Annotated in this window: 12 protein-coding genes; 5 read left to right on the top strand and 7 right to left on the bottom strand. The window is 61.4% G+C overall.

What is annotated here, in order from left to right; all coding sequences use genetic code 11:
• Window positions 1-395 precede the first annotated feature (395 nt).
• Window positions 396-1196 (top strand): hypothetical protein, encoded by an 801-nt coding sequence (locus OXI69_05455; GenBank protein MDE2665575.1) that lies wholly within the window; start codon window positions 396-398, stop codon window positions 1194-1196.
• A gap of 113 nt (window positions 1197-1309) precedes the next feature.
• Here OXI69_05455 and OXI69_05450 read toward each other — a convergent pair whose 3' ends face one another.
• The 3 genes from OXI69_05450 to OXI69_05440 form a co-directional block, all read right to left on the bottom strand.
• Window positions 1310-2140, bottom strand: a complete 831-nt coding sequence (locus OXI69_05450; protein MDE2665574.1) for a methyltransferase domain-containing protein — start codon at window positions 2138-2140, stop codon at window positions 1310-1312.
• Window positions 2141-2234: 94 nt separating this feature from the next.
• Window positions 2235-3449 (bottom strand): Nramp family divalent metal transporter, encoded by a 1215-nt coding sequence (locus tag OXI69_05445; protein MDE2665573.1) that lies wholly within the window; start codon window positions 3447-3449, stop codon window positions 2235-2237.
• Between the two features lie 313 nt (window positions 3450-3762).
• Window positions 3763-4761, bottom strand: a complete 999-nt coding sequence (locus tag OXI69_05440) for a cache domain-containing protein (GenBank protein ID MDE2665572.1) — start codon at window positions 4759-4761, stop codon at window positions 3763-3765.
• 657 nt (window positions 4762-5418) lie between these two features.
• Here OXI69_05440 and OXI69_05435 point away from each other — a divergent pair.
• Window positions 5419-6042 (top strand): hypothetical protein, encoded by a 624-nt coding sequence (locus tag OXI69_05435; protein MDE2665571.1) that lies wholly within the window; start codon window positions 5419-5421, stop codon window positions 6040-6042.
• A gap of 137 nt (window positions 6043-6179) precedes the next feature.
• Here the strand turns inward: OXI69_05435 and OXI69_05430 are convergent, their stop codons facing one another.
• Together OXI69_05430 and OXI69_05425 are read right to left on the bottom strand one after the other, a co-directional pair.
• Entirely contained in the window at window positions 6180-6422 is a 243-nt protein-coding gene (locus OXI69_05430; protein ID MDE2665570.1) for a type II toxin-antitoxin system Phd/YefM family antitoxin, read from the bottom strand.
• 86 nt (window positions 6423-6508) lie between these two features.
• Entirely contained in the window at window positions 6509-7681 is a 1173-nt protein-coding gene (locus OXI69_05425; GenBank protein ID MDE2665569.1) for a sialidase family protein, read from the bottom strand.
• Window positions 7682-7916: 235 nt separating this feature from the next.
• On the opposite strand from OXI69_05425, the gene OXI69_05420 reads away from it, so the two are divergent.
• The 3 genes from OXI69_05420 to OXI69_05410 all read left to right on the top strand — a co-directional run bounded on the left by OXI69_05420 (window position 7917) and on the right by OXI69_05410 (window position 11297).
• A complete protein-coding gene (locus tag OXI69_05420) occupies window positions 7917-8669 on the top strand; it encodes a class I SAM-dependent methyltransferase (GenBank protein MDE2665568.1) in 753 nt (250 codons plus the stop codon).
• 132 nt (window positions 8670-8801) lie between these two features.
• Complete coding sequence (locus tag OXI69_05415; protein ID MDE2665567.1) at window positions 8802-9839, top strand: alpha/beta hydrolase; 1038 nt, start codon at window positions 8802-8804, stop codon at window positions 9837-9839.
• A 384-nt stretch (window positions 9840-10223) separates the two neighbouring features.
• A complete protein-coding gene (locus OXI69_05410) occupies window positions 10224-11297 on the top strand; it encodes a serine hydrolase (GenBank protein ID MDE2665566.1) in 1074 nt (357 codons plus the stop codon).
• Between the two features lie 345 nt (window positions 11298-11642).
• Here the strand turns inward: OXI69_05410 and OXI69_05405 are convergent, their stop codons facing one another.
• On the bottom strand, window positions 11643-12107 hold the full coding sequence (locus OXI69_05405) for a DUF420 domain-containing protein (GenBank protein MDE2665565.1): 465 nt from the start codon (window positions 12105-12107) through the stop codon (window positions 11643-11645).
• Window positions 12108-12398: 291 nt separating this feature from the next.
• Window positions 12399-13117 (bottom strand): tetratricopeptide repeat protein (locus OXI69_05400; protein MDE2665564.1); only part of this gene is annotated, 719 nt, incomplete at its 5' end.

Genomic DNA, 13117 nt, shown 5'->3' with positions numbered 1-13117 from the left:
ATCACTCCCCCCTTGAGGGGGAGTCGCAGAAGCCGAGCCGCAGGCGAAGGCTGATGCGGAGGGGGGCAATCGCGGCGCCACAAAGCAGCGCCGAATGGCGATGGCTGATGCGGTGGGGGGGGTAGGGCTCGGCTCCGGACCGTGCGACAGGGCGGCTCAAACCGGTTGCAAAAGGGGCACTTCAAATGGGTGCCCTTCCCGACGCCAGGGTGGCCGGGTGCCGCATCGCAGGGAAACCGAGCGGCACCCAACGCGAGTGCATGCGGGCGGAACGCCCGGGCTCCCGGGTGGCGCCTGCCTTGACTTGACTCCCCGGCGGGGACGTGAAATCCTTGCCACCCCCAAGCCAATCGACCCGGGTGCAGGGCGCCCGGCGCCACCAGGAGGCGAATCGCATGATGGAACGCAGGCAGTTCCTGGCGCTGCTGGCCGCCGCCCCGGCGCTCGGCAAAATCCCGGTGCGCGAGGCCAGCGACGTGGAAACCGTCTTCAAGAGCCCCGGCCCCTACCCCAACGGCCTGCAGGCGACCGACGCGGGCCTGTGGATCATCGATGGGGAAGACGCCCGAGCCCACCTGGTCAGCTACAGGGACGGAACGGTGCTGCGGGCATTCGATACGGAGGCCGTCCACCCCAGCGGGATCACTTTCGATGGGGAGGCCATCTGGGTAGCGTCGACCTACAGCCGGGAGATCATCCGCGCCGATGCCTCCAGCGGCAAGACCCTTGCCAAGCACTTCACGCCAGGTGCCGGCGTAATCTACAAAATGCCCTCCGATCCTGCCGGCCGCCGAAGCCCGTTGGCGCCGCCCCCGGAACCTGCGGACGCAACCCCTGCCCCCGCCGAGCCTCGTCCCGCGACCGGCGCTCACGGCCTGGAGTGGCGAGAGGGCAAGCTGTGGGCAGCGGTGCCGCCGTCCCGAATGATCTACCGCATCGACCCGGAAAGCTGGATGGTCGAGCAGCGCTTCCCCTCCGTCGGCAACCGCCCCCACGGCATCGGTTGGGAAGGCGACACCCTTTGGTGCACCGACACCAACCTCAACGCCTTCTTCAAGCACGACCCGAAATCCGGCGAGATCCTCCAGAAGATCCAGCTCGCCGACGACGACCCCCTGCCCCACGGAATGAGCATCCGGGAGGGGATCCTCTGGTACTGCGACGACGTCGGCGTGGTCTGCCGGCTGAAGCTCTGAGGCAGGCTTCCTCAGACCCGCCCCACCATCCGGCCTCGTCTCGCTTCTTTGTCTGCTTGGAATTCCAACTGGCCAGGCTGCTGTGGAGAGCGCAGCCCGGAACGCGTGAGCGACTACGGCTTCCGCCCTACCGCTTCTCCCCAGGCGATGGCGGAGACGGCACCCGGGGAATCCTTCCACTGATCCAGCAAGCGGCGCCAATCGTCGAATTTCTCCTGAGTTGCCAGCCCGAATTTGATGGCAGCCTCGACGACATTCGGCGCAAAGAACCAACTGACGGAAAAGTTGTGGTAGAAGGCAACGTCCTCGGGCGTGCCGAAGTATTCGAATGAAGCGCTTCCATGGATCACCGAGAACCCGGCCTCGAGAAATCTCCTCGGCAGTTCCTTGCCCATCTCCGGATGGGACCCGTTGGCCTCGAGAAGCTTCGAGAAGGTCACCCAGGCATCGGCCAGGGCTTCGAATGCGGGTTCGGAAAAGGACGAGGAACCGATCATTTCGCGCGCCGAGATGAGTCCTCCCGGCTTCAATACCCGCTTCACCTCGGCCAGGACGGCGTCGGTGTCGGGAACGTGCATGAGGAGCGCGTGACAGTGGGCGGCATCGAACGATTCGGCCTCATAGGGAAGCCGCATCGCATCGCCTGTCCGGAAGATTGCGTTGCGATGTCCGCCGGCGGAAGCGGCAGCCCGGGCTATCTCGATCTGTGATTCTTCCATGTCGATGCCGTGCACTTCTCCGGGTGCTACCGCCTTCGCCAAACCCAACGAGATGGTTCCCGGACCGCAACCCAGATCGAGAACACGCATACCGGGCTTGAGGTGGGCCAGCAGGTGGGCGGCGTTGGTCTCGGCATTGCGGCGGTCGAGCAATTGCAGGAACTCGTCGCTGTAACCCATGGTGTAGGAAGAATCGGTGGAATCCGGGTTCCGGCTACTGTTCATTGACTGTTCCCTCCTGGTCCTTTGCAACAACCGCTTCCACGGTTATGGCTGGCCGATAACAGAGACAAGGATACGCACGCTGCAAAGCTGCGCCTCACTCCACCATGCCGGAAATGCGGGCCAGCTGCACGATCGAGAGCACGGCGATCACCAGCACCACCAGCACCCCGAGCGCGTTGGTCAGGCGGGTGTTGCGGAAACGGCCCATGATCTCGGATCGATTGGCAATGACCAGCAGCAGCACCAGCACCACCGGCAGGAACAGGGCGTTGGCCGCCTGCGCCAGGACGATCACCCGATAGGGCGAACCGCCGGCAAACACTCCGAACAGCACGCCCGTGACCAGCACGAATCCGCCCAGCAGCCGCAGCCGGGCGCTCCGCAGGTCGGGAGTCCAGCCGAAGGCGCCGGAGACGGCGTAGGCGGCTGCCAGCGGGGCGGTGATCGACGAGGTCAGCCCGGCGGCGAACAGACCGGCAGCAAACAGCACCGGTGCTGCCGGACCGAGAAGCGGCTCCAGCCGTTGGCCGACGGTGGCGGCGCTCACCTCCACCCCCAGGCCCTGCAGGGGTATGGCGGTGACCAGCACCGAGGCGGTAACCAGGCCTCCAAGGGTTACCGAGACGAAGGTGTCCAGCCGCGCCTCCTTCACATTGGCGTCCTTGCGCCCGGTGTCCGGCCACTGTTCGAGGGCGGTGCTCGCGTGCAGAAAGAGGTTGTAGGAGACAACCGTGGTGCCGATCAGCGCCAGCACGATGAGCAGCGAGCCCGGCGGCACGCTGGGCACCAGCGCGCCCGCCGCCAACTCCCCGAGGCTGGGGGCGGTCATGGCGGCGACGACGCAAAAGGTGACGCCCATCACCACCACCAGCGCCACCAGCACGTTCTGAATGGTCTTGTACCTGCCGGTCAGCAGCAGGCCGCCGGCGACAACTCCCAGCAAGAGTATGGCAACACCTGGATCCAGCCCGGTCAGCGCGTTGAAGCCGAGCGAGGCGCCCAGCAGGTTGCCGGCCTGGAAGGCGGCGTTGCCCAACAGGATCGTCACCGCGATCAGCAGGATGACCGCGCCCCTGAGCACCGGCGAGGCGATGCCGGCCCGGATCGACTCGGCCAGGCCCTGTTCCCCGGCAATGCCCACCCGGGCCGCCATGTCCTGCAGGACGATGGTGGCGACCACCGAGAAGACGATGGCCCAGAGCAGGGCGGCGCCGTAGCCGGCCCCGGCGGTGCTGGCGGTCACAATGGTGCCCGGACCGATGAACGCAGCCGATACCAGCAGCCCCGGTCCGAGTCGAAATCTGGTCATGGGAGGGATATCGAGGAACCGATCGCAAGCCGGCCGGCGTTGGTTCCCAAAGGCTTGTTTCCGATAGGCCGCGGGCGGTAGGCTACCACGTTTGGAGGTTGCCGCTGCGGGCCGCGGGCTAACCAGGGAGTACCCTGATCCTAGCCCGCCAACGCAAACCCAATATACATGGGGCGCTTAGGCGCGGACAAATAACGGAGGTCTTTCAGTCCCTTCGGTATTGGACAGGGATAGGCTTTAATTCTGAGACGGTCCAACGGGCTGAGTCGCTGGTGTGTGCCAATCGGACCCGGGGCCAGCTACGCCATGCGTTTTAGTTCCCGGATTGTTGCGCGGCTTCGCTCGGCCCTTCCGATTCCAGGTAATAGCCCGCGCCGATCAGCACCGGAACTCCGAAAGACATGACCCTCTTGACGAAGGTCACCTTGCGCTGCCACTGGTTGGTGCCGGGATTCCGGTTCCAGTAGTAGAGGAAGCTCTCCCCGAAGGCATCGGCAACACCGATGACATTCCGCCCGGCAAAGCCACCGATAAAATTCGAGGACAACTCGGAGCCGATCAAGGGGTTCGCGGGCGAGCCCGTAAAGAGGGTGTAGCCGTAGGTGTCCAGGCCGAATAGGTAGATGGAGCGGCTTCGCCAGCGAGGATCGTTGGCCAGGCTGACCGAGGCGAAATACCCCATGGAATCCAGTTCCATGGCCGCGCAACGGACAAACTCCTGCAGCCTGGCCTCGGAGGGATAGGAGTGGAGCATGGCGGCATTGACCTCGTCGCTCCGGCAACTGCCCGGGAAGTCACGCCGATAGACCCCGGCCCCAATCGCAGCCGGCACCCCGTTCCAGTCGATGGCCTTGAAATAGGAGGCCTTGGGCTCGGCTCTGCCGGTGGCAGGATTGGTGAAGGAATAGTAGACCCAACCCTCGCCGAAGTTGGTCGCAACCCGATAGAACTCCAGGATCAGGTCGGAGCCGAAGTCGTCCGTCAGAACCCCCCAAGGCACCCCTTCCAGCAAGGGATCGGGTGGAAAGACGATGGCACGGGAGGCCCCGGGCACATTGGTCATCTCGTCGACGAAGACATAGGTGGGACCGCTCTTCCAGCGCTTGTCCTCGTTGAAGGCCCTGCGAGCCTCCTCGAAGCCCACTTCATGGACGAACTCGTAGGCGCACTGGACAAAGGCCTGGACGTCCTCCGTAGTGCGCACGGCGCTGGCCACGATGTAGCGGTCCTCGCACGCATCATGGGAGGCCAAGCCCGGTGTGACGAAGATAGCCCCGAGACAGATCAGAACTGAAAAGATTCGAGTTTTCATAGTGCGGTTAGTCTACCGGAATAAAAAGAGCGCACGCAACCGTTATTTCGCTGATTATTCACAATTTTTCGGAGATTGAAAAAGGCCCGGGCGCCCAGGAAAAAAGGAGGAAAATCCACTGCTCGCACCCTTGGCCCGTGGTCGGGCGTGTGAGAGAATGGGCTCGGGAACTTTTGGAGGAAGCTGACGCTAACGACATACAGTAATGTGTCCGGACTTGTGAAGCGAATCAGAGAGCACAACATGCTGCCAGTGATCCTCAAGTGGTTGGGTGCGATAACAGTTCTGCTGCTCATCGGTTTTGCGGTCGAAGCGCGAGCTCAGTCGGAAGCTCAGTCTGCCAAGCAGCCCCCGGGCCAGTCCCAGGAGCAGTCGCCAGCCTCGCCGGAAGAACAGTCCGCAACTCAGTCGCAAGAGGAGTCTTCAGAGCAATCGCCAGCCCAGTCGACAACTGAGGCCGAGGAGCAGCCACCGGATCCTTCGGCAGCACAGTCCGGAGCTGAGCCGGAGGAACAGCCGCCGGAGAAGTCGGCGGAGCAGGCGCCGGCCCCATCGCCAAAACAGTCAGCAGAGCAACCGCCAACCCAGTCCGAAGAGCGGTCGGCAGCTCAACCGAAAGCCCCGCCTGCAAGGCTGCCGCCGGCTGATGCCTACCGATTGACCGTGACCATTCACGGCGCATTCGGCCTTTGCCACAACGATGAATTCGGGTCAGAGGAATTGTACGTGGTGGTGAAGCGTCTGGACCTGGATCTGCAGGACCGGATCGAGGATATTGAACGCGAAGCTCAACAAATTACGGGCAGAAATACGTGGCGGTACGCGAAGCAGCACGTGGATTCCTTGCGAAAACAGGACTTCAACAGCAAGAGCGATCCTCTTTCCGAGGCCGAACTGGAGTCATTGGAAAGGTTGCGCGGCATGAAGCCAACCGAGCGCACCCGCGACGAAGATCGAGAGTTCGGGCTGCTCCGGGCCAGAGAGCCTATCTCGACAGCCGATGGGTCGGTGCTGGCTCGGATGCGGGAGTTGGAGAGCCAGCGGCGCAGACTGCTTCGCCAGGTTCAAATGCGCTCCAGCGCGAACGAGCCGGGCTCCCTGCGTGTCTACCCGGAGGACGAACTCCAGGTCGTCCTGATGGAAGACGATCCATTCTTTGACGACACCTGTTTCGGTTCGACGGTCCTGCTGGATCGATCCTCCCTGACCACGCCCTCGCTGGAAATCAAAAAGGACGACAAAACCCTGTTGACGCTGAACTTCAGGCCGCTCAGCCGGTAAAGACCGCTGGGTTTTCGACACCCGGAAGCATTCCGGCTGCTTCAGATGGAAATGCCGCGCCAACCAAAATTAGATCGTAAGCAACCGATTACAAGAACAGTTTCACTGCTGCAGAATCTCAGGTCCCATGGAAGGCGTCAGGGACTGCGCCTCACCCCTCTCCGTCTACCCCGCTCACGCCTGATGAGTTTGACAACCTCCTCTGTAGAGATGTTCGCGTTCACAGAGGGAACGTCCAGGGGCGAGCTGGCTATTCTCTCCGGCACCAGCGAATAAGTCCTGCCATCTCTTCGACGAATTAATACTCTTCCCGTTGACTCGGCCTTGTCGAGCACGCTGGAAAGTCTTCGTTTGGCTTCCGAGTACGAATAGACATCCACGCTTAATCTCCAAACTGACCAGCTTAATGCCGAGTCGTTCCGCCGCGGCTCTCGGTGGCCGGCCAATCGTCGGCAGGGGTGCCCGACTACTCCGGTGGCGGACTCCAGATGGTGGCTCCGATGTAGCGTTCCGGGCCGGTCGCCTCGTCAGTGAAATAGTACACGGCAACGACTTTGCCGTCCGGCCTCTGGACGGCTCGAACGTAACCGACATCCCAACTGTTCCCGCCGTCGCGGAGCGTGACGGGGTCGCTCCAGGTCCTCCCCCTGTCGCTGCTGAGCACGGCGCGAATGCTGTAGGGCTCGGCCCGGTAGCCATAGAGCAGGCAGATCCGTCCGTCCTGCAGTTCGATCATTGCTGGTGGATTGCCCACCCCCGCGTCAGGCACGGCCTCGTTCAGGTACTCCCAAGTGGCGCCGTTGTCGGTTGACAGGTAGGTCCCGATCCACCTCCGGGTCGCCTCCCGCACACGAACGGTCACGAGAATGTCCGTTTCGGAGAGCCGAAGCGAGGCCGGCATGATGGAGAAGCCGTCGGGCTCCGGACCGATCCAGGAAACCAGTTTCCAGGTCTTGCCGGAGTCGGTGGTACGCACACAAAGAGGCCTCCCCTCCCTTCCGTTGGCCTTTGCGGCCGTAATGAAAAGCGTGCAGGTCTGCTTGTCGTCAATGATGTAGTCCGTGCGGGGAGCGATGCCGGGCGAGTCGAAGCTCGGCAGGCGAAACGGGCCCTCCCAGGTGTGTCCCCTGTCATTGGAATAGAAGATGCGGCCGATTCCGGCGTGAATGCTGTTGGTGCGAACGGTCAGGGCGAAGTCCGGGTGTGTGAATTCGATGCCACCCTCGCTATCTCTCAGCGGCGGAATCGTGACACCCGGACGGGTGACACCGTGCAGGTATCCGCCCTCCGTCAGCAAGTACCCCTTCGCCCCCGGGTCCTCTATCGACCAGGTCTCCCCGCCGTCAATGCTTCGGGCCAACATCGGAATCTCCGGCTTCTCCCGATCGATGTGGTGATTCTCCCCCTGGTCCTTGTAATAGCCCATCCCGAAACCGACCAGGATCTCGTTTCCCCAGCTCCAGATGCCGTGATTGGCCGGCCACCCGCCGAACATGCCCTTTTCGAAGTAGACCTTGACATGCCGGGGTTCGTCGACCGCCATCTGCTTCTCGCCGGAAGAACTCCTGTCATCCGGTGTGGAACAGCCGACCATTCCGACCGCCAGCAGGCAGGTGGCAATTAAGATTCTGGTTCCCATTCGATTCTCCGCCTCTCTACAGACAGTGCCCTGCATTCGGTTACTGGAGGACTCTTGATGCCGACGCCGAACTTCATTGGATGAACGACACCATCATATCGCAGTAGTGTGGAACCGAAAGCGCTTCGGCAGGAGCGTGTGGCCAGGCACCGGGAGTCCGGCTATTGAGCGAACCATGCGTTCGGCTACAATCAGTTACTTCGCATGGGATTAGATGATGCCTGGAAGGCAATGCATGAAGTCCAACGTCCGGAATTTCCTTTACGATCACCCGGAGCACTACGAGTCTGTCTATCCCGAACCCAATGAAGAGACTCCCCAAATGTGTCGCCGGATGTTTGCTCGATTTTTGCCTGCCCCGCCCTCTTCCATCCTTGATGTTGGATGTGGAACCGGAAGAGATCTGGCCGCCCTGTCTCGAGATTGTCCGGATTGCTGGGGCGTAGACTACCTGGAGACAATGATCCAGTACGCCAGGAGCAAGTACCCCGCATTACACTTCCAGAACGGTGACATGCGGGAGGTCCGTCTTAAGCGTTGCTTCGACGCGATCCTGTGCATGGGCTCCGCCTTCATGTATGCGCTCACCAATGAAGATGTGGATCAGGTTCTGGACACATTTGTACACCATGCACACTCAGGCACACTGCTCATTCTGGATCTCAACAATGCCGCCAGCTATCTGGAAGGAGGCACATTCAGGGAACAGACAGAATTCGCAATAGATGAACCTGCCTTCTCTGCTTCGTCGGTTGCCCTGCACGAATTCGATCGCCGCCGGCAGCTATTGGTTCGCAGACGGACCTGGATTATCCCAGGACGCCCACCGATAGAAGATTTCTGTGAGTATCGTCTATTTTTTCCCGCGGAACTGGAGAACTTGTTGAATACCAAGGGCTTCCGAGTCCTGGGCATGTTCGACAACAAGGATTTGAGAGAAACCGACCTGTCCGGACCGCGGCTCTATGTTGCCGCAACGAGAAATTAGGGGACATTGAGACGGAAGTCCAGCCCTTATAGCGCGAGCAGATACTCATCCTGCTTGTAGAATTCAAATCAACCAGCGGTAGAATGTGTCGATACGAACTCACGATTTCCGTATGAGGCATTCGGAGCGACCATGACACGCAGTCGCGTCAAATACGTGGGTCTCATCGCGACTGTTTCGCTGCTGGTTGCTCTCCTGCTCTCTGCCGTGGTTTACAGTTGGACCATCACTCCCCACGGAAGACTCGACCTCCTGTTCGCGGTGGGACTCAAACTGGCTGGATCGCTGCCCTTCCCCGGCACCAGGCCGATAGAGGAAGAGCGGGCGGAGTTTCGAAACATGATGCGGCAATGGCGGGGTGACCCGAAGCCGCTTCCCAGGGTCGAAGACCGCCAGGTCCCCGGACCGAACCATGGGATACCGATTCGTGTCTACTCACCTGGGAGCGCAGACGGGCAACCGATACTCGTTTTCTACCACGGGGGTGGCTTTCGGCTCGGCGACCTGGACTCCTATGATTCGATCTGCAGAGACCTGGCCGCTCGCTCCGGCGCCATCGTTGTCTCGGTCGCCTACCGGCTGGCACCCGAGTACGTCTATCCGGCGGCGTTGGACGACAGTTACGCCGCGCTCGAATGGGTGCACTCGCACGCGGCCGACATTGGCGGCGACCCAACGCGTATCGCAGTGGGAGGCGACAGCGCCGGGGGAAACCTGGCGGCTGCCGTATCGATCAAGGCACGCGACCTGGCCGGGCCTCCGATCGCCTTTCAGTTGCTGATCTACCCGGTATTGGACTTCGCGGAGATGGAGACGGAATCCCACCAATTGTTCGCAGAGGGCTACGTCATTGGTGGGGCAGCGCACGAGTTCACACGAGACGTCTATTTGCCGAATCCGCCCGACCGCCGGAGTCCATTCGCCTCGCCGTTGCTGGCGGATGACCTCACCGGTCTCCCTCCCGCCCTCGTGATTACGGCGGAGTTCGATCCGCTCAGGGACGAGGGCGAACTGTATGCGCGCAAGTTGGCTGACGCGGGAGTGCAGGCACGTGCCACCCGCTATCGAGGTGTGCCCCATGCCTTCCTGTTCGTCCACCCCGCCCTGAGCCGCAAGTCAGACCGAGCTCGAGACGAGGCTGTGGCAGCCCTTCGAAGCGCACTGGACTAAGCACACGAACACCACTCCTACACCATCGGCCAGCCTAGACATTACGGGGAGTACAAGCGTTCAGGCGTTGCGGTAGCGACTAACTATCGGCTCAAAAGGAAGGCGCCCCGATCTCTACCAATATTCCATCTGCTTCAGACCTTGGTCTTGACTGGAAGCTCCGACGCCCCGAGTACTACGCGTCGTTGGACTCCGAGAGAGTCCGGCACAGTGCACATACAGGCTCCTTTCTCCGCGCAAACCGGACGAAATTCGCCCAGGACGCGTTTTGGGGGCATGGGGCACGCTCGGAAGCCGGGGGACTCCAGCCTTCCCCGCACAGCTCACGCAATTGGATTGGATCTGGTAGCAGGGCCGTTGTCTTGGAGGCTTCTGCGGGACGATATGAGAATCGCACACGTGCAGGCACTTCTTGTCGACCTTGTGGCGCGGTTCCGGGACGAAACTGGGCTCACAGGGCTGGCCACTGCCGTAATGATCGACGGGCAGTTTGCCGGGGCGGCAGTTAGCGGCGAGCGACGGCGGGGTTCCGGCATCCCGGTGACCGTCGACGACCGCTGGCACGTCGGCTCGATCACCAAGTCCATGACGGCCACACTGCTCGCCGTGCTCGAAGACGACGGGCAGTTGTCCCTGGACGACACGTTGCCGGCACTGTTGCCCGATATCGCACTAGCAGATGGCTGGTGTGGTTGTACGCTGCACCACCTGCTGACACACATAGCGGGCGCGCCCGCGAACTTTCCAATCAAGGTGCAAAGCGTTTGGCCTGACACCGCCGAAAAATTGGTTGCAGCGCGGCACCGCTTCATCGCGGATGTTCTTGCCAAGGAACCCAAGTACCCCTGCGGTGAACGCTTCGCGTACTCCAACGTCGGCTACACCATCGCCGGGCATATTGCTGAGACGGTTGTCGGCAATCCGTACGAAGTCCTGCTGCAGCACCGCGTGTTGGCTCCTCTGATGCTCGCAAGCGCCGGTTTCGGTCCGCCGCAGGGCGACGTGCCGAATCAACAGCCGGTCGGGCACGCTGTCTGGTTGCGCTGGTTCCGGTCGCCCAAGGATCCCTTTGTGACGCGTGCCGACAACTCACCAGTGATGGCCCCAGCGGGCAGCGTTCACATGACGATCGGTGATTTGGCTCGCTACGGAACAGTCCATCTTGAGGGAGTGTCCGGAACCTCGGTGGGCTTGCTGCCGCAGTCGACATGGGAGCGGTTGCATACCCCAATCCTAGACAAATACGCGTGCGGGTGGGTTCGCTACGAGCGCGACTCTGCCAGCGAGCCCGTAACCTGGCACAACGGCAGCAACACCTTTTGGTACGCGCTGTTAATGGTCCTGCCGAGCAGTAACACAGTGCTGGCGTTCGCGAGCAACGACGGCGCGGGACAGGCAGCTGAGACCGCATTCCTAGCTCTGGCGCGGGAGCTGACCGGGCTGGCCGTGGGATCCTGACCCCCAACGGCAGGGAGTAACCTAGGGGACGTTGTTGAATTACTGGAAATACTTTCTCGGCTTCTTATTCCCAACTGAATAAAACAGCGAAGAAGATGACTTCCCGAGTGCTTCGGCAAACTCGCAGACACTGACACCGCGATACTTCCTCGAAACGCGTCGGAATCGTTGCACCAAGCAGTTCCCCCACTTCATCCAGGATTTCCCCTCCGTTGTGTCCCCCTCTCCAGGCATCGACAGAATCGCCAGGCGGAGTAATTCCACTCATTCAACAACGCCCCCGACTGATTCCTTCGGGTCTGGGGAAATTCGTGGCAAATGAGAGAAGCGGAGAGCCTCGCCACCTCAGAGCACAAAGCCCATGACGTAGAGGCCCGTGCCGGTTGCCGAGGAGAGGCATAGACCGACGAAGGCCAGCTTCCCCCAGCGTCTGTGTTTTCGGCCGAAGGCACCCGGGAGAGTATGAGAAAAGCGTTGCCACGAGAGAATCGCCAAGGCGGACCAGATAATGATCGTCGGAAAGGCGACCGCAAGGTGCACGATGAAGAGACTGATCATCGGTAGTCCATACAGTGAGCTCGCTGCGACCGCTTCCGATGCATTTCCGAACTGGACGCTGCCCTCCAACAGCAGGATAGCCAATATTCCGGCAGCTAGCAGGCTCGCCTGCAGGTTGCGGTGTTCGCGGTGGCGCCGTTTTGCGGCAAGCCGAATTGCGTACGCCATCAAGAACGGCGCGACCATCAAGAAGACAATCGCGGTATCCATGAACAGATCCGCCCGTGTTCCAAGAAAGCCGGTCGTAGCCATGTCTCCTATTCAAACCCTTTCCAGATGACAACAGGTGTAAATCTGACCACGCAATTCCGCGTTGGACAGATAACGTATTTATATTCAGCTATATAGATGATCTGATTGAGCCGTGATCGCAGCCTTTGCAGCGGGAACGTGATGGAGGCAGCGACAACCGACAATGCCTCATGGGTTACTGCAACAGAATAAATTGCCGCCAATATAGAGAACATAGTTGCCCCAATGATTACCCCATGAACCTGTTATTCAATTCCTTACTTTTGAGTTGGACCGATTCGTCCGGGGAGGTCAGTGCTCACCGAAGGAGGTCTTGTTGATCTCCAGCGCTCGCCGCATCAGCGGTTCCGCCTCTCCCATCCGGTTGGTGGCCTGCAGCAGCAGCGCCAAGTTGTTCAAACGAATCGCTACGTTGGGGTGGTGCTCGCCGAAAGAGGCCTCTTCGATCTCCAGTGCTCGCCGCATCAGCGGCTCCGCCTCCCCCATCCGGTTGGTGGCCTGCAGCAGCAGCGCCAGGTTGTTCAGATCTATCGCCACCGTCGGGTGGCGCTCACCGTAGGAGGCCTCGTCGATCTCCAGCGCTCGCCGCATCAGCGGCTCCGCCTCCCCCATCCGGTTGGTGGCCTGCAGCAACTGCGCCAGGTTGTTCAAACCTATCGCCACCGTCGGGTGGTGCTCGCCGTAGGAGGCCTTGCTGATCTCCAGCGCCCGCCGCATCAGCGGCTCCGCCTCCCCCATCCGGTTGGTGGCCTGCAGCAGCAGCGCCAGGTTGTTCAGATCTATCGCCACCGTCGGGTGGCGCTCACCGTAGGAGGCCTCGTCGATCTCCAGCGCTCGCCGCATCAGCGGCTCCGCCTCCCCCATCCGGTTGGTGGCCTGCAGCAGCAGCGCCAGGTTGTTCAGATCTATCGCCACCGTCGGGTGGCGCTCACCGTAGGAGGCCTCGTCGATCTCCAGCGCTCGCCGCATCAGCGGCTCCGCCTCCCCCATCCGGTTGGTGGCCTGCAGCA

Source organism: Acidobacteriota bacterium, from assembly GCA_028875575.1.
Lineage (GTDB): Bacteria > Acidobacteriota > Terriglobia > Versatilivoradales > Versatilivoraceae > Versatilivorator.
This window is presented reverse-complemented; position numbering and strand designations above follow the sequence as displayed.

What these genes read in the sequence shown, in the direction of transcription:
- OXI69_05455 (MDE2665575.1), top strand. Translation starts at nt 396, where the DNA reads ATGATGGAACGCAGGCAGTTCCTGGCGCTGCTGGCCGCCGCCCCGGCG.
- OXI69_05450 (MDE2665574.1), bottom strand. Translation starts at nt 2,140, where the DNA reads ATGAACAGTAGCCGGAACCCGGATTCCACCGATTCTTCCTACACCATG.
- OXI69_05445 (MDE2665573.1), bottom strand. Translation starts at nt 3,449, where the DNA reads ATGACCAGATTTCGACTCGGACCGGGGCTGCTGGTATCGGCTGCGTTC.
- OXI69_05440 (MDE2665572.1), bottom strand. Translation starts at nt 4,761, where the DNA reads ATGAAAACTCGAATCTTTTCAGTTCTGATCTGTCTCGGGGCTATCTTC.
- OXI69_05425 (MDE2665569.1), bottom strand. Translation starts at nt 7,681, where the DNA reads ATGGGAACCAGAATCTTAATTGCCACCTGCCTGCTGGCGGTCGGAATG.
- OXI69_05420 (MDE2665568.1), top strand. Translation starts at nt 7,917, where the DNA reads ATGAAGTCCAACGTCCGGAATTTCCTTTACGATCACCCGGAGCACTAC.
- OXI69_05415 (MDE2665567.1), top strand. Translation starts at nt 8,802, where the DNA reads ATGACACGCAGTCGCGTCAAATACGTGGGTCTCATCGCGACTGTTTCG.
- OXI69_05410 (MDE2665566.1), top strand. Translation starts at nt 10,224, where the DNA reads ATGAGAATCGCACACGTGCAGGCACTTCTTGTCGACCTTGTGGCGCGG.
- OXI69_05405 (MDE2665565.1), bottom strand. Translation starts at nt 12,107, where the DNA reads ATGGCTACGACCGGCTTTCTTGGAACACGGGCGGATCTGTTCATGGAT.